The organism is Sphingomonas sp. (genome assembly GCF_035910975.1).
In the GTDB taxonomy this organism is placed as follows: Bacteria; Pseudomonadota; Alphaproteobacteria; order Sphingomonadales; family Sphingomonadaceae; genus Sphingomonas.
Genome location: NZ_JAMHWM010000039.1, coordinates 302,046 through 317,581, shown reverse-complemented (window position 1 = coordinate 317,581; position 15,536 = coordinate 302,046). Strand labels below are relative to the sequence as shown.

The 15,536-nt window shown below is 66.5% G+C and carries 17 protein-coding genes and 1 pseudogene; 7 read left to right on the top strand and 11 right to left on the bottom strand.

Annotated elements, in window-relative coordinates:
* The first annotated feature begins 137 nt into the window (after window positions 1–137).
* From VYI76_RS14855 to VYI76_RS14840, 4 genes are all read left to right on the top strand, one after another.
* A complete protein-coding gene (locus tag VYI76_RS14855; RefSeq protein ID WP_326525559.1) occupies window positions 138–1,595 on the top strand; it encodes an efflux transporter outer membrane subunit in 1,458 nt (485 codons plus the stop codon).
* Complete coding sequence (locus VYI76_RS14850; protein WP_326525558.1) at window positions 1,595–2,971, top strand: efflux RND transporter periplasmic adaptor subunit; 1,377 nt, start codon at window positions 1,595–1,597, stop codon at window positions 2,969–2,971. The genes VYI76_RS14855 and VYI76_RS14850 overlap by 1 nt, the downstream gene beginning before the upstream one ends.
* A 64-nt stretch (window positions 2,972–3,035) precedes the next feature.
* Window positions 3,036–3,797, top strand: a complete 762-nt coding sequence (locus tag VYI76_RS14845; protein ID WP_326525746.1) for an ABC transporter ATP-binding protein — start codon at window positions 3,036–3,038, stop codon at window positions 3,795–3,797.
* Window positions 3,797–5,005 carry an ABC transporter permease gene (locus VYI76_RS14840; RefSeq protein ID WP_326525557.1) on the top strand — a complete coding sequence of 403 codons (1,209 nt, stop codon included), beginning with the start codon at window positions 3,797–3,799 and terminating at the stop codon, window positions 5,003–5,005. Before VYI76_RS14845 ends, VYI76_RS14840 begins: the two co-directional genes overlap by 1 nt.
* 296 nt (window positions 5,006–5,301) lie before the next feature.
* Here the strand turns inward: VYI76_RS14840 and VYI76_RS14835 are convergent, their stop codons facing one another.
* The 6 genes from VYI76_RS14835 to VYI76_RS14810 all read right to left on the bottom strand — a co-directional run bounded on the left by VYI76_RS14835 (window position 5,302) and on the right by VYI76_RS14810 (window position 9,621).
* Window positions 5,302–5,910 carry a nucleotidyltransferase family protein gene (locus VYI76_RS14835; protein ID WP_326525556.1) on the bottom strand — a complete coding sequence of 203 codons (609 nt, stop codon included), beginning with the start codon at window positions 5,908–5,910 and terminating at the stop codon, window positions 5,302–5,304.
* Entirely contained in the window at window positions 5,897–6,820 is a 924-nt protein-coding gene (locus VYI76_RS14830; protein ID WP_326525555.1) for an XdhC family protein, read from the bottom strand. The genes VYI76_RS14835 and VYI76_RS14830 overlap by 14 nt, the downstream gene beginning before the upstream one ends.
* A gap of 38 nt (window positions 6,821–6,858) precedes the next feature.
* Window positions 6,859–7,566, bottom strand: coding sequence for a hypothetical protein (locus VYI76_RS14825; protein WP_326525554.1), 708 nt, complete (start codon window positions 7,564–7,566; stop codon window positions 6,859–6,861).
* 4 nt (window positions 7,567–7,570) lie between these two features.
* A complete protein-coding gene (locus VYI76_RS14820) occupies window positions 7,571–8,782 on the bottom strand; it encodes a toxic anion resistance protein (protein WP_326525745.1) in 1,212 nt (403 codons plus the stop codon).
* Window positions 8,783–8,882: 100 nt separating this feature from the next.
* Window positions 8,883–9,443 carry an NADPH-dependent FMN reductase gene (locus VYI76_RS14815; RefSeq protein WP_326525553.1) on the bottom strand — a complete coding sequence of 187 codons (561 nt, stop codon included), beginning with the start codon at window positions 9,441–9,443 and terminating at the stop codon, window positions 8,883–8,885.
* Between the two features lie 22 nt (window positions 9,444–9,465).
* Window positions 9,466–9,621 (bottom strand): hypothetical protein, encoded by a 156-nt coding sequence (locus tag VYI76_RS14810; protein WP_326525751.1) that lies wholly within the window; start codon window positions 9,619–9,621, stop codon window positions 9,466–9,468.
* Here VYI76_RS14810 and typA point away from each other — a divergent pair.
* Window positions 9,550–11,361 carry a translational GTPase TypA gene (gene typA, locus VYI76_RS14805; RefSeq protein ID WP_326525744.1) on the top strand — a complete coding sequence of 604 codons (1,812 nt, stop codon included), beginning with the start codon at window positions 9,550–9,552 and terminating at the stop codon, window positions 11,359–11,361. The genes VYI76_RS14810 and typA overlap by 72 nt on opposite strands.
* Before the next feature lie 404 nt (window positions 11,362–11,765).
* Window positions 11,766–11,870, top strand: a pseudogene (locus VYI76_RS16850) (IS5 family transposase); the annotation flags it as partial.
* Between the two features lie 316 nt (window positions 11,871–12,186).
* Here the strand turns inward: VYI76_RS16850 and VYI76_RS14795 are convergent.
* The 4 genes from VYI76_RS14795 to VYI76_RS14780 form a co-directional block, all read right to left on the bottom strand.
* A complete protein-coding gene (locus VYI76_RS14795; RefSeq protein ID WP_326525552.1) occupies window positions 12,187–12,519 on the bottom strand; it encodes a hypothetical protein in 333 nt (110 codons plus the stop codon).
* Entirely contained in the window at window positions 12,516–12,827 is a 312-nt protein-coding gene (locus VYI76_RS14790; RefSeq protein WP_326525551.1) for a hypothetical protein, read from the bottom strand. The genes VYI76_RS14795 and VYI76_RS14790 overlap by 4 nt, the downstream gene beginning before the upstream one ends.
* 37 nt (window positions 12,828–12,864) lie before the next feature.
* The gene (locus tag VYI76_RS14785) at window positions 12,865–13,266 is read right to left on the bottom strand and encodes a hypothetical protein (protein ID WP_326525550.1); all 402 of its coding nucleotides are present in this window, start codon (window positions 13,264–13,266) and stop codon (window positions 12,865–12,867) included.
* 94 nt (window positions 13,267–13,360) lie between these two features.
* Window positions 13,361–14,080: an IS6 family transposase gene (locus tag VYI76_RS14780; protein ID WP_326525743.1), complete on the bottom strand. Its 720-nt coding sequence runs from the start codon at window positions 14,078–14,080 to the stop codon at window positions 13,361–13,363.
* A 58-nt stretch (window positions 14,081–14,138) separates the two neighbouring features.
* On the opposite strand from VYI76_RS14780, the gene VYI76_RS16845 reads away from it, so the two are divergent.
* Window positions 14,139–14,441: a YceI family protein gene (locus VYI76_RS16845; RefSeq protein ID WP_443018972.1), complete on the top strand. Its 303-nt coding sequence runs from the start codon at window positions 14,139–14,141 to the stop codon at window positions 14,439–14,441.
* A 131-nt stretch (window positions 14,442–14,572) separates the two neighbouring features.
* Here VYI76_RS16845 and VYI76_RS14775 read toward each other — a convergent pair whose 3' ends face one another.
* A complete protein-coding gene (locus tag VYI76_RS14775; RefSeq protein WP_326525742.1) occupies window positions 14,573–15,496 on the bottom strand; it encodes an MBL fold metallo-hydrolase in 924 nt (307 codons plus the stop codon).
* Window positions 15,497–15,536 lie beyond the last annotated feature (40 nt).

Below are 15,536 nucleotides of genomic sequence, written 5' to 3'. Positions count from 1 at the left end.
CTCCCGACTCTCGCTTACGACAGGCTTTGCGGCGAAGCACGGCGCGAAGGCAAGTGTGAACGACGCTCCTGCACTTGCGACATTCGGCGACACATTAGCGGTGGACGCGGCGGACCCGCGCGGCCACACCGGACGGGATGACGCATGGCAGGATAGCATTGCTGCTCGCTACCGCTGCGGCGCTGGCGGGTTGCACGGTCGGCCCCGATCACCGCATCCGCACGGCAGAGGAGCTGGGCGTACCGGTCGGCTTCTCGGTGCCGGCGGCACAGACGCGCGAAGACCTGACCCAGTGGTGGACGCGGTTCGACGATCCGCTGCTGCAACGGCTGGTAGCGAGTGCGGCGGACACCAATCTGGACGTCGCGCAGGCGGTCGCCCGGCTGCGTCAGGCGCGCGAGTCGCTGGTCCAGTCACGCGCGCAGCTGCTCCCCACGGTCAACGCGTCGGGCGGCTACACGCGCAGCCAGAATTTGATCGGCGGCACATCGACAGTGGTGCTGCCCGACGGCACCGTCACCGACATTTCTCGCGGCAATTCGTCGAGCTTCTCCGCCGGGGCCAGCGTCGCCTATCAGCTCGGCCTGTTCGGGGAGGTGCGCCGCAGCGTCGAGGCGAGCCGCGCGGATTACGAGGCCTCGGGATATAATTATGCCGCGCTCGTCATCTCCACCCAGGCGGAGATCGCGCGCAATTATGTCCTGGCGCGCGCCGCGCAGGCGCAGCTCGGCAACGCCCTCGCCAGCCTGGCGCTACAGGACGACAATCTGGAGATCGCAGGCTTTCGTGTGCAGGCCGGGCTCGTCTCCAGCCTCGATGCAGAACAGGCGCGGTCGCAGCGCGCGCAGACCGCCGCGTCGATCCCGTCGATCGAGGCCAGCTACAACAGCGCGGTGTCGCGGCTGGGCGTGCTGACCGGACAGGCGCCCGGCGCTCTGAAGGCCGAGATGGAGGCCGTGCGACCGATCCCGAAGGGCCCGGCACAGGTCGGCGCGGGCATCCCGGCCGACGTGCTGCGCCAGCGGCCCGACGTGCTGGCGGCCGAACGCGGCCTGGCCGCCGCGACGGCACGGATCGGGGTGGCGCGGGCGCAACTCTATCCCGCGCTCCGCATGACGGGCAACCTGGCGACCAACGCCGGGTCGCTCGGCGGGCTGTTCGACACGGTCGTCGGCACGCTGTTCGGCGGCGTGTCGCAACTGATCTTCGACGGCGGCGCGACGCGCGCACAGATACGGTCGAACGAGGCGGCCGCCGAAGGCGCGTTCGCGGCCTACAAGGGCACGGTGCTCGCCGCGCTGGAGGATGTCGAGATCGCGCTGGTCGCGCTCGATACCGCGCGGGCGCGGCAGCGCGCGTTCACCGTCGCGCTCGACGCGGCGAACACCACGGCGCTGCTCGCGCGGCTACAGTACCGATCGGGCCTCACCGACTTCATCACGCTCAACCAGGCCGAAGCCTCGCTGCTCGGCGCGCGCAACGGGCTGGTCCAGGCGCAATCGGACGAGGCCGCTGCGCTCGTCCAACTCTTCCTCGCGCTGGGCGGCGGATGGGATTCGTCCGCCCCCGCCCCGCAAGCTCCACAGGATCGCTGATGGCCGGCACCGCACCCGACACCGATGAATTCCTGGGCGTGAAGCCCGCGCGGCCGTGGCGGCGCTATGCCAAATGGGCGGCGGCGATCGTCGTCGTGGTCCTGCTCGGGCTGTTGCTGTCACGCTGTTTCGCGGGCGATGCCGCGCCCGAATATTCGACCGAGGCGGTGCAGCGCGGCAACCTGACGGTCAGCGTGTCTGCAACGGGCAAGCTGGCGCCGACCAGCCAGGTGACGGTCGGATCGCAACTGTCCGGCCTCGTCACGCGCGTGGTGGTCGACGTCAACGACCGCGTCGTCGCCGGCCAGCCGCTGGCGCTGATCGATCCCGAGCAGATCGACGACCAGATCCGCGCGAGCCAGGCGCAGCTGGCCGCCAACCAGGCGCAGGTGGCACAGGCGCGCGCGACCGTCGCCGAGGCGCAGGCGCAGCTCAACCGGCTGGAGGAAGTGTCGCGCCTGTCGGGCGGGCGCGTGCCGTCGAAGACCGAGCTGGAGACCGGCCGCGCCAACGTGCAGCGCGCGCAGGCCGCGTTGCGTGTCGCCCAGGCCAATGTCGCTGCCGGGCAGGCGCAGCTCGCGCAGTCGCAGACCCAGCGCAACCGCGCGATCATCCGCTCGCCCGTATCCGGCGTCGTGCTCGCACGGCAGGTCGATCCGGGCCAGACGGTGGCGGCGTCGTTCAACACGCCGACGCTGTTCGTGATCGCCGAGGACCTCAGCCAGATGAAGCTGCAGGTCGCGATCGACGAGGCCGACGTCGGCGAGGTGAAGGTCGGCCAGAAGGCGAGCTTCACCGTCGACGCCTTCCCCGGCCAGACCTTTCCGGCAGAGATCATCCGCGTCGATCTGGGATCGAACCTGACGGTCAGCACCGCCAGCGCGTCCAGCACCACGACGAGCGCGACCCAGAACCAGGTGGTATCCTATGCCGCCGACCTGTCGGTGGCGAATCCCAGCCAGACGCTGCGTCCCGGCATGACGGCGACCGCCGACATCGTGACGACCGCCAAGCAGAACGTCCTGCTGGTGCCCAATGCCGCGCTGCGCTTCCGCCCGACGACGGCGGCCGGCGACGCCGGCATCGCCGGATCGCTGGTGATGCGCGGTCCCCGGCGCGGGGGCAGCGGCGCCGAACGCCAGGTCCGCACCGGGCGCGGGGCGCAGCAGAGCGTCTATGTGAAGGGCGACGACGGCCAGCCGCGCCAGGTGAGCGTCGTCACCGGCGACACCAACGGCCAGATGACCGAGGTGATCGGCGGCGACCTGAAGCAGGGGATGACCGTCATCACCGGCCAGATGGCGTCGGGTGCCGACGCCCAGAAGAAGGGCGGATCGGGCCAGCAGCGCTCGGGCGGCGGTCAACGTGGTCAGTAGGCCACCGGCACGCGCAGTATCGCGGACAGAGGGCAATGCCCCGCTCCCGCCCGCCGAAGGTTCGATAATCTCGCTGCGCGGCGTCACCAAGACCTATGGCACCGGTGCGACGGCGTTCCAGGCGTTGAAGGGCGTCGATCTGGACATCGCGGCCGGCGATTTCGTCGCGATCATGGGCGCGTCGGGATCGGGCAAGTCGACGACGATGAACATCCTCGGCTGTCTCGACGTGCCGAGCGCGGGCAGCTTCACCTTTCGGGGCCACCATATCGAACGGCTGAACCGCGACCAGCGCGCTCTCCTTCGCCGCAAGTACCTCGGCTTCGTGTTCCAGGGGTTCAACCTGCTGTCGCGCACCTCCGCGCTGGAGAATGTGGAGCTGCCCCTGCTCTATCGCGGCGAGGACAAGAAAACGCGCCACGACATGGGCATGGCCGCGCTCGACAAGGTGGGTCTGAAGGACTGGTGGGATCACACGCCGGCCGAACTGTCCGGCGGCCAGCAGCAGCGCGTCGCCATCGCCCGCGCGATCGTCACCCAGCCCGACGTGCTCCTCGCCGACGAACCGACCGGCAATCTCGACAGCGAACGCTCGGTCGAGATCATGGAACTGCTGACCGACCTCAACGTCAACAACGGCATCACCGTGCTGATGGTGACGCACGAACCCGACATGGCGGCTTTCGCGCGGACGATCGTCCACTTCAAGGATGGGCTGGTCGAGCGCGTTGACCGCGAAGCGGGTCGCGCGAGACCGGCCGGCGGCGCGAATGCGCCGTCCGACGACGCGGCCTTGCCGCGGCGCGATACGGGAGCAGCCGTCTGATGCTCGGCACCACCTTCATCCTCGCGATTCGCTCGATCCGCCGGCACCTGCTGCGGTCGTTCCTGACGATCCTGGGCATCGTGATCGGCGTCGGCGCGGTGGTGACGATGGTCACGCTGGGCAAGGCGACGACCAGCGCCGTGCAGCAGCAGATCTCCGCGCTCGGCACCAACATCCTTCAGGTTCGTCCAGGCCAGGGCTTCGGGCGCGGCGGCGGCGGCCCGCGTCCGCCCGATTTCAAGCCCGAGGACGTCGAGGCGATCCAGCAGCAGGTGACCGGCGTCACCGCCGTCGCCCCGCAGGCGCAGGCGACCGGGACCGCGATCTACGAAGGCTCCAACTGGTCGACGACGGTCAACGGCACGACCGAGGCCTATTTCCAGGTCCAGCCCTGGCCGCTCCAGCAGGGCCGCACCTTCTCGCCGACCGAGGAGGAAGCAGGCAAGGCGGTGTGCATCATCGGCAACACCGTGCTGACCAACCTGTATCGCGGTGGTCGCGCGGTGGGCACGCGGATGCGGATCAACGGGATCAGCTGCGACGTGATCGGCGTGCTGACGACGCGCGGCCAGCAGGGCTTCGGCGGCGATCAGGACGACGTCGTCATCATGCCGCTGAAGGCAGTGCAGCGCCGCTTCACCGGCAACCGCGACATCCGCCTGATGCTGGTCGGTGTCGATGCCGCCTTCTCGACCAGCACGGTGCAGGCCGGCATCGAGAACCTGCTGCGCGAACGCCGCAACATCACGCCGCCCAAGCAGGACGATTTCAACATCTTCGACACCAAGCAGATCAGCGACACGCTGACCGGCACGACGACGATGCTGACCAACATCGTCGCGGCGGTGGCCGCGATCAGCCTGATCGTCGGCGGCATCGGCATCATGAACATCATGCTGGTGAGCGTGACCGAGCGCACGCGAGAGATCGGCATCCGCCTGGCGATCGGCGCGGTGGCAGGCGAGGTGCTGTTGCAGTTCCTGGTGGAGGCGGTGGTGCTCTCGATGCTCGGCGGGCTGATCGGGCTGGGCATCGCGCAGATCGCGATCGCCGGCATCACGCCGCTGATGAAGGTGCCGTGGACGTTCGACCTGCAGATCAACCTGATCGCGTTCGCGATATCGGCAGTGATCGGGGTGGTGTTCGGCTATTTCCCGGCCCGGCGCGCGGCGAGCCTGAACCCGATCGACGCGCTGCGGCACGAATGATTGCCCGCCAAGATCGGGCGAGAGGCTAGGGTCAGGACCGATTATTCGTGGCGGTCGTGATTGCCCGAACGTGTTCGTCCGGCAAGGAGCGGGGCGCAGCAGGTAGCGGCGCTACCTGCAAGACTCGCGACGCAGCCGGCGGGCGCGTCCGGGCAACCGCACAAGCGGCGGACGGATTTCGGCCCAGGGCGTCGTCGCTCGTCGGTCACGATGCACAAGCATCGCTCCGCTCCTCGCTTCTAGCCCTGAACCGAAATCCGCTCCGTCACGACCACCACGAATAATCGGTCCTGACCCTAGCGCCGCGCCTCCGGCCGGGTAATCGCCTCCGGCGCGTGGACAAGGCGGCGGAGTTCGGCGAGGTCCTCCGGCGTGTCGATGTCGATCAGTTCGGCCGGCGCGGTGACGACATGCTTTCCCGCGCGGACGAGATCGCGCGCGCCCGCGTCGCCCTCCAGGCTCAGCAGGAAATCGAACCGCCCCGCCCCGAATAGCGCCGGCGGGCCGGGCCGGACGCCGTCGCTGGATGCGACCACCGCGTCATCGGCGTCCGCCGCGTCGAGCAGACGATAGATGTGCGCGGCGGTGACGCGCGGCATGTCGGCGAGCGCGATTAGCACCGCCTTCGCGCCCGCACCCCGCGCATATTCGACGCCCAGCCGCACCGATCGCGCCATGCCCTGATCCGGCGCGTCGTTGTGGATCACGCGGTAGCCGGCGAAATCAAGCGCGCACCCGTCGGCGACGACGAAGCGAGTCCGGAACGGCACGTCCTTGAGCGCGGTCACGACATGCAGGCCGACCGGCTTGCCGAGGAATTCCGCCTCGAGCTTGTTGCCGTCAGGGAAGCGCGACGAGCGCCCCGCCGCGAGCAGGATCAGGGCGACATCCTCAGCCGCGATCATTGAATGCCCCTATCATGGCGGCGGCGATCGACAGCGCGATCTCCGCCGGGCCGAGCGCGCCGATATCCAGCCCGACCGGACCGTCGATGCGATCGATCTGTTCAGCCGACAGACCCGCCGCCGCCAGCCGCCCGCGCCGCGCGACGTGGCTGCGCCGGCTGCCGAGCGCGCCGACATAGGCGGCGTCCGTCGCCAGCGCGGCGATCAGCGCGGGATCGTCGATCTTGGTATCGTGGCTGAGCGTCACCACCGCCGTCGCCGGGCCGGGCGCGCGGGCGGCAATCGCGTCATCGGGCCAGCGATCGTCGAGCGTGACGTCGGGAAAGCGTTCCCCTGTCAGGAAGCGTGTGCGCGGATCGATCACCACGGTGCGAACGCCAAGCGTCGTTGCCAGCCGGGCGAGCGCCTGTGCGATCTGGACCGCCCCGACGATCAGCAGGGTTCGCGGCGGATCGTAGCTGTTGAGGAACGCCTCGCCGCCGTCCGTCTGGTGAAGGGCGCTGCGGCCAGTCGCCAGGTCAGTGGCGACGGTCAGCGCCCGCCCCTCGCCGCGCGCCCGGTCGATACGATCGAACAGGTCGGGATCGAAGCCCGCCACCGACACCGGCTGGACCAGCACGGCGATCTCGCCGCCGCACGGCAGCCCGACCTCCCACGCCGCCGCGTCCGCCACGCCGTATCGCCTGATCACCGCCGTCGCGCCCGCGATCACCTGGGCCGCGGTCGCCAGGATGTCGGCCTCGACGCAGCCGCCCGACACCGATCCTTCGAACCGTCCGTCGGCGTGGACCAGCATGTGGCTCCCGCGCGGCCGCGGTGCCGAGCCCCAGGTCGATACCACCGTGGCGAGCGCCAGCGGCGCGCCCATCCACAGGCGCGCGGCGGCGAGGACGGCATCGTTATCGGCCACTACGCCGCGATATCGCTGACGCGGCTGGCACCGGCACGCTAACCTTCCGCGCCATCCTCGCGGTAGCGGATCTGGAGGTAGCGTTCGCGGGTCGCGAGCGTATCGAGATCGCCTTGCGCCAGCTGGGCGGACAGGCCGCCAATCTCGCCCTCGATCAACTTGAGGCCGTCGGCGAGTTGCTCGTCGGGGGTACGGCCGTTGCGCGGCACGCCGCGCAGCGGCTGGGGCACGCGCTGCCATCCCTTGACCAGTTCGGGCAACTGCTCGCCGATGAGCTTGCGGATCTCATTCGCGACCGGCGCGGCATCGTCGATCGCGGTCAGTTGCGGCGCGAGCGTATCGAGCCGGACGCCGATCGCGTCGACCAGCGTCTGCGCGGGCGCGGGGAGTGCGGGGCGCTGGCGGTCCAGCCATGCCTCGGTCTGGAGCGGCAACGCGCGGAGCGGCGCGTTGGGGAGCGTTTCCGCCCGCACCTCCGGCGTGGTCGGCGCCATCGCCAGCATGACGGTGGTGACGATCAGCAACAGCATCACCGCGAGCGCGCCGAACATGCCGAGCGGTATGAAGAAGCCGACGGCGACCGCCGCGACGATGATCGCAAGGTCGGCGACCGCGATACGGCCGAGCCGGCGGACGACCTCCCCCTCGCGCGCCCGGCGCGAGCGGGTGGACCCGCCGCGGCTGTTCGCGCGGGTGCGGTCGATCACTTCGGCGGCGCGGGCGATCTGATCGTCGACCTCGGTCATGGGGTCAGAGCGACTCGAGCTTGAACTGATCGACCTGGGCCGGGCCGGCGAGGGCGGCCTGCGCCTGGCCTTCCGCCCGCGCGATATAGCCCTTCGATTTTTCGACCTCGCTCGACAGCGTCGTCACCGTCGTCTTCATGCTGTCGAGCGCCTTCAGCTTGAACGTGTCGATCGCGTCCATCGTGTCGTAGATGTTCTGGAACGCGCGCTGCAGCGTCTCGATGGGAATCGTCGAGGCGGCGGCCTGTTCATGGATCTGCGCGGTCTGCGACTTGAGCAGCTTGCCGGTCGAATCGATGATGTTCGCGGTGGTGGTGTTCAGCGCGGTGATCTGTTCGAGCACCAGCTTCTGGTTGGTCAGCGCCTGCGCGACGGTCACCGCGGTGCGCAGCGCGCCGACGGTGGTGGTGCTGGCGCGGTCGACGCCCTTGACCAGCTCGACATTGTTCTTCTTGACCAGATCGAGCGCCAGATAGCCCTGCACCGTCACCGCCATCTGGGTCAGCAGGTCCTGCGTGCGCTGGCGCGTATAGAACAGCGCGGTCTCGCGCAGCGCCTTGGCCTTCGCGGGATCGGTGTGGTCGAGCTCGTTGGCCTTGTCCTCCAGCGCGCCGTCCATCGCCTTGGACAGATGGACCATCTGTTCCAGCCGGCCCATCGAGTTCCACAGATTCTGCCGCTCCACGTCGATCGCGGCATTGTCCATCAACAGCTCGTCCTTGCCCGAGGCGAGCGATTTCAGGATCGTCGAGATATGCGTCTGCGACGATTTGTAGCCGTCGAAATAGTCGCGCATCTTGTTGCCGAACGGGATGATCCCGAACAGCTTCTTCGACGTCATCAGATTGCCCTGCTTGCCGGGATCGAGATCCTCGATCACGCGGCGTAGCTGGGCGAGATCGGCGCCGACGCCGCTTTCCTTGTCCATCGCCTTCACCGGGCGATCGAGGAAGCGGTTCGACTGGCCGGCGGCCTCGCGGATTTCCTTCGCGCCCATCGCGGTGATCGCATCGACACGCTTGCCGAATTCGGGTGAATTGACGTCCTGCGCGACCAGATCGGTGACGAAGGCCTCGACCCGCTGCTCCAGCTTCGACCGGGTGCCCTCGTCCACCGGCACCAGGCCGGCGGCCTTTTCCGCCTGCACCACCGGCACCGGATCGGGCGGGGTCAGCGTCAGCGCCTCGGCGGTCTTGGTCTCGGTCGTCGTCGCCATCGTCATCTCCAGCAGCGCGGCATCGGGGTATCCCATTTCTGGCGAGCCTCGCCGCCGCCTGCAACTGTCATATAGTTATAATACACAAGCGCCGCCAGCCCTAAGCGCGTGCTGCCCGCAACGCGGTCGCCCACCAGGCGAGATCGTCCAGAACGCCGTTCAGTCGCCGCGCATCGGCCTCGTCGCCCAGGAAACGGTCGCCCTCGCGCTTCTTTCCCGCGCCCTGCAGATGCAGCGCGTTGGGCATCGGCGCCATCGCCAGCGCGACCGCGACCTGCTGCAACTGCTCGACAGCGCGCGCGCCACCCATCCCGCCATGCGCGACGAACGCGACCGGCTTGCGTGCCCATTCGCCATAGACATGGTCGAGCGCATTCTTCAGCACCGGGCTGACGCCGTGATTATATTCGGGCGTGACGATCAGATAGGCATCGGCCTGGCCCACCCTGGCCGCCCAGTCGCGCTGATAATCGGCGACATAGCCCGCCGCCGGCGGCTTCGACACCGACAGCATCGGCAGGGCGACGTCTTTCAGATCGACGAGTTCGGCGGCGAAATCATCGCGGCCGCCCAGCACGCCGATTACCCAGTCGGCGATGGGCCCGGACAGGCGGCCTTCACGGATACTGCCGACGATGACGTGCAGACGGATCGGGAACATTGCGGACTCCTTCCACGAAACCCTAGCCGCAGTGCAGCAATTCCGCTATGGGCGCGCCCAATACCGCGACGGCCGCGGCATATCCCCAGGGATTTCCCAGATGAATCTGCGCAATATCGCCATCATCGCGCACGTCGATCATGGCAAGACAACTCTCGTCGATCAGCTTTTCCGTCAATCCGGCACCTTCCGAGACAATCAGCGCGTCGAAGAACGTGCGATGGATTCGAACGATCTGGAAAAGGAACGCGGGATCACCATCCTGGCCAAGCCCACTTCGGTCGAATGGGAAGGCACGAGGATCAACATCGTCGACACCCCCGGCCACGCCGATTTCGGCGGCGAGGTGGAACGCATCCTGTCGATGGTCGACGGCGTGATCCTGCTGGTCGACAGTTCCGAAGGCGCGATGCCGCAGACCAAGTTCGTGACGGGCAAGGCGCTGAAGCTGGGCCTGCGCCCGATCGTCGTCGTCAACAAGGTCGATCGTCCCGACGAACGCATCCAGGAAGTGCTGGACGAAGTGTTCGACCTGTTCGTGTCGCTGGAAGCGACCGACGAACAGCTCGACTTCCCCGTGCTCTACGCATCGGGCCGCAACGGCTATGCCAACGACGACCCCAGCCTGCGCGAGGGCACGCTGACGCCGCTGTTCCAGAAGATCGTCGATCATGTGCCGCCGCCGGCGCTGGACAAGGACGCGCCGTTCACCTTCCTGGTCACGCTGCTCGATCGCGACAACTTCCTCGGCCGCATCCTGACCGGCCGCGTCACCAGCGGGACGGTGAAGGTCAACCAGCCGATCCACGCGCTCGACATGGGCGGCAACGTGATCGAAACCGGTCGCGCGTCGAAGATCATGTCGTTCCGCGGGCTGGAGCGCGTGCCGGTCGATGAAGCGAGCGCGGGCGACATCATCAGCCTCGCCGGCTTGACCGTCGCTACGGTCTCCAACACCATCGCCGACACCAGCGTGAGCGACGCGATCCAGGCGCAGCCGATCGACCCGCCGACGCTGTCGATGCGCTTCGCGGTCAACGATTCGCCGATGGCGGGCCGCGAGGGCAGCAAGGTGACGAGCCGCATGATCCGCGACCGCCTGTTCCGCGAGGCGGAATCGAACGTCGCGATCAAGGTGACCGAGGCTGCCGACAAGGACAGCTTCGAAGTGGCCGGTCGCGGCGAGCTTCAGTTGGGCGTGCTGATCGAGACGATGCGCCGCGAAGGCTTCGAACTGGGCATCAGCCGCCCGCGCGTGCTGTACCGTGAAGAAGACGGCCAGCGCACCGAGCCGTATGAAACCGTCGTGATCGACGTGGACGACGAACACAGCGGCACCGTCGTCGAGAAGATGAACCTCCGCAAGGCGGAGATGACCGACATGCGCCCGTCGGGCGGCGGCAAGACGCGCATCACCTTCAGCGCGCCCAGCCGCGGCCTGATCGGCTACCACGGCGAATTCCTGTCCGACACGCGCGGCACCGGCATCATGAACCGGCTGTTCGAGAAATACGGGCCGTACAAGGGCGTGATCGAGGGCCGCAAGAACGGCGTCCTAATCTCCAACGGCTCGGGCGAGGCCAATGCCTATTCGCTCAACACCCTGGAAGAGCGCGGCATCCTGTTCGTCGGCCACGGCGAGGCGCTGTACGAAGGCATGGTGATCGGCGAAAACGCCAAGACGGATGACCTGGAGGTCAATCCGATGAAGGCGAAGCAGCTGAGCAACGTCCGGTCGTCGGGCAAGGACGACGCGATCCGCCTGACCCCGCCCAAGAAGATGACCTTGGAGCAGGCGATCGCCTACATCGACGACGACGAGATGGTGGAAGTGACGCCGAAGACCATTCGCCTGCGCAAGCGCTACCTGGACCCGCATGAGCGCAAGCGCGCGAGCCGGGCGAAGCAGGCAGCCTGAGGCGCAACAGCCGGCGCCCGCGACGGAGGGTGACGGGATCGGGTTCAGTCTCCGCAAAGAGACTGGATTCGAGCGACCTTTGCCGGCTGACGCACGGGACGATGGCGCGGCTCGAACCGCATTCCCCAAGAGCACCGGCAGGGCGCGGGTGAACGGTCGTCGCGCGTCGAGCGGGATCATCCTGGTCAATCGAAACGGGCTGCGCTGACGGGATGCCCTGAAGGATATTGTCCGTACAAGACGCCGTACAACCAACGGAAACGCTGGGGGCGGATGGGCGTCTTCACCCGGTTGAGGGAAGTGCGGGCTGCCGCCCGCGCGCCTCCGCAAGGCGGCGACGATCGATGCGACCAGCCTGAAGGCGCCTCGCACGGGTTACAGGCTGCGGGAAAAAGGATGATATCGGGCGCCTCAAGAACTGGCTCGGCGGCGCCTCACGATACGACCGCTGCCCAACGGCCTTCTTCTCGGCGATTGCCCTCGCCGCTACCGTCATCTTCCGGCTCTGATCAACGAGGCACGGCCCTGGCATTCGGCTTATCCGACGAATCACGCTTCGGCGTTCTATGTCGTTCGCGTGTCATTCTAGTCGGCCACGTCACGCCCCCCAGGCTACGGTCGGCAATCGTTGCGGGGGCGCGAAAAACATCCGGGCAAAGTTCGAGTTCAAACCCGCCTCGACCCTTTGGGTACAAAGATGGCCGGGATGTCGGCCGGAACCGCGCCAGCGGCATCAAAATATTGATTCCGGTCAGCATTGGCGGGCCACGCCCGATGAAGATGAGCACTATGTCTACGCTATGGCGCTACGATGACCGAGCATTATCACGGCCCAGTTACGGCAAAACTCTTTGGCTGGCGCCTATGAATTTCGAGCAGAATAGCCGCAAGATCTTGTTCCATTTGTCTGTTCCGAACCGCTTGAAGGCAGAATGCCCGTGCCGTTCGGATGAACTGGAAGTGGGCTGCTTCGGACGCCGAGAGCATCGTCACATGCGCCCGTGACAGATGTTCTACAAGTCCTCGCTTGCACGCGATGGCAAGCTTGCATGAGGCCGGATCGGTGTCTGGATGGACGATCAGCAGATCGATGTCGTTAGGATCAGCGCCATGAGCGAAGGCTGACCCAAAACCATAGACCTCGACACCGAGCGTCACAGCCAGCCCCGCTCCCCAAAATATTTAGCTTCTTGGTCAGTAAGATAGGCCCAATATTCGTCACTGTGCAGTGCGCCCATGAACTCGCCGATCCGGAACAGCCCGACATTGTCGTCGCGACAATGCCGCCTGGCATCAGGCGAGTAGCCGCACCAAGCGGAATTGATAATCACAGCGTTGAGGTGGCCAAGCTGCGCGACGGTCTCCATATATTCTGCAACGCCAAAAGCGTAACATTCGCAGATGAAGGTACGCAGCGTGTCACCGTTGGCGCGGATCAGGCGGTAAACGCCGTTTCCTTCCGCCATGAGGGACGCAACCCTTCGGTGCTGCTGCATTACTCGTTCAAAATAGTCGAAGTGGCCATAATAGCTCGGCCACGGGAAACTCGCGCCATGCCCCGCCATCGACAACCTTCCTGATCATTTCATCAAATTCCGCCGGGAAGCGCTTCACTGCCACGTAAGGAATCACATCATCCACCCATTGTTCGTAGCTGCGAACATGGATGAGGAAAGAAGCAACAGTGACTTGCTCGCCAACATCAAAAAGCGCTTTGTACTCATTGACGAACGCCGCGATTTTCCGGTTATTTGGAACGATGACGGACAAGCGCTCGGAGATCCAGACCGCGTGTGCCGCTTCATTATGGGGCTGAGTGCGGGCGAGATCGGACGTCGGCCCAAATTGTGCCCAAGACTGCCTGTTCTCCTCTAGCGACGGCAGGATCAGGCGAGCCAGCTCCACCTTGGTCAGGGGATCGCGAGGTGCTGTCAGTCTAATGCGAACCGCTCTCCCGATGATGCGGGTGCATCTTTGAGGGGAGGGGACTAGCTCGCGATCAGCGACCACTCGGCCAGTGCGGCGGAGCGGCGGAGCGGCGGTCCTTGTAGGTTTGTCGATCGAGGAGGTGGCGTTCCAGATTGAAGTGGTTGTGCGCGTTGGCGTGGACCCAGGCGAACTTCTGTAATGACGTCATTCGCCTGAACCTCAGCATCGCCCGCTCGCGTCGTCGGAAGGGCAGGTGGGAGTTTTCGACCCGGTTGTTGGCCCAGCGGCCGACCTCCTGCCTGGCGCGGTTGCCGAGTTCGTCCATCGCAGCGCCGTATGAGCGCAGACCGTCGGTGGTGATCGTCTCGGGTGACCCGTGGCGCTTGAGCGCCCTCCTCATGAAGGTGAGCGCCGCGGCCTTGTCCCGCGACCTCGTGACGAAGCTCTCGAGCGCCTCACTTTCGTGATCGACCGCTCGCCATAGGTAGACCATCTCGCCATTGAGCTTCACGTACATCTCGTCGAGATGCGATCGCCAGTGCCGGAACCCGCGCATCCGGCTAACCCGCTGAAGCCGGATGTCGCCGGCGAACATCGGCCCTAACCTGTTCCACCAGAATCGCACCGTCTCGTGGCAGATGTCGATCCCGCGCTCAGCCAGTAGGCCTTCGACGTTCCTCAGAGACAGCGGAAACCGAACGTACATCATCACTACCAGCCGGATCACCTCGGGTGACGAGTTGAACCTTCGAAACGGGCTGGGCGGAAGGGCGCGGGACTTGCGGCTCATCCGCTCGCTACCAGCTGCTCGGTTCGGCTGCCAGGTTGGCCTGACAGCGCCCGACAGCATGTTGCTGGGCGAGGACTTTCTAGCGGCGTCCGCGCATTCGGAGGCGGTGTTCTCCGCAAAGGGAGCCAGGTCGCTAGGAAGCGGCCGCTGTCGCTCGGATGGAATATTGCGACTGAAGGGACGGCGGACCGCGCAACGGATCGACTTCGCCTTGCGGCGCGGCGCTGCCGTCACCCATGTCAGCGGAAGCGCTATCGTCGATCGAGACGCCTTCGCCGTGGGTATCGGCGACGCGGCCGCCGGGATGGCTCCAAATGTCACCGTGCGGTTTGAGTTCGATACGGCCAGCAACGAGAGATAGGCTCTTGCAGTTTCCTACGGCGGGTCGAGCGCGCGCTCCCTGCCCTCGGCCCAAAACTAGATCTCCTGATCCAAACGTTGTGGAAAGCGCTCCTCCGGCCCTGTGCACTATCCCTCGACACCGAACTCCGATCAGGGCTGACCGGCCGCGTTGAGCAGTTCGGCGTGGATCGGCGCGATGTACCGCGGGTCGGTCCAGAAGTGCCCGACGAGCCGGAACCCCAGATCGTCGCTCCGCATCGCGTCGCGCAGGTCGTCGGGCTTCACGCCGCGGCGCACCGCCGCGATCCCGCGATCGATCAGTTGCTGGATCCGTTGGCGATAGAGCTTCACCTCGTCGCGGGTGACGGCGTTCTCGCCGTGGCCTGGAATCGCCAAGACGAAGTCGAGCTTGAGCAGGTCGTCGATCCGGTCGCGGAAACCGATCAGGCTGCCGCCCCCATCCAGGATATCGATTGCCGGGTCGCCGGCCATGTGGAGCATGTCTCCAGCCACGACCACCCGCTGGTCCGGGAAATAGACAGCGATGTCGGCCCCGGTGTGCCCGGGGCCCCAGTGATAGGCGATCGCCTCAACTCCGCCGAGCGTCACCCGGTGCTCGCGTTCGAAGGTGATTGACGGCGGCGCAGGGTTTCGCGGCGCAATCGTGGAGGTGTAGGTCGTCAGGATGGCTGGCAGGTTGCTGTGTCCGATCAGTTCGGCTCCGTCCGCCCGGATCCGGGCGTTGCTTCCGCCGTGGTCGGCATGGTGATGGGTGATGAAGGCGACCTTGATTGGCTGGTCCCCGGCACGCTTCGCGATCGCGTCGCGTAGTTCGTTGAACACGCTTTCCCGCATCACCTTGTTGTCGACGGCAATCAGCCCGTCGGGCGTGGCGCGAACCACCGCATTGCCGCCGCGCCCGGTGAATAGGAACAAGCCGGGCATGATCTCCTTGGACAGGACCGGGATGGTCGCGGGCGTGCCCGGCGCCGGTGGGCGTTCGGCCGGTGCCTGCGCGACCGCCGAGAGAGGACAGAGCGCCAGCATCGCGCAGCCGGTCATTGCATGAAACACTGTTTTCAACGTTCACTCCTGTTCAGATTGTCGGGTTGCA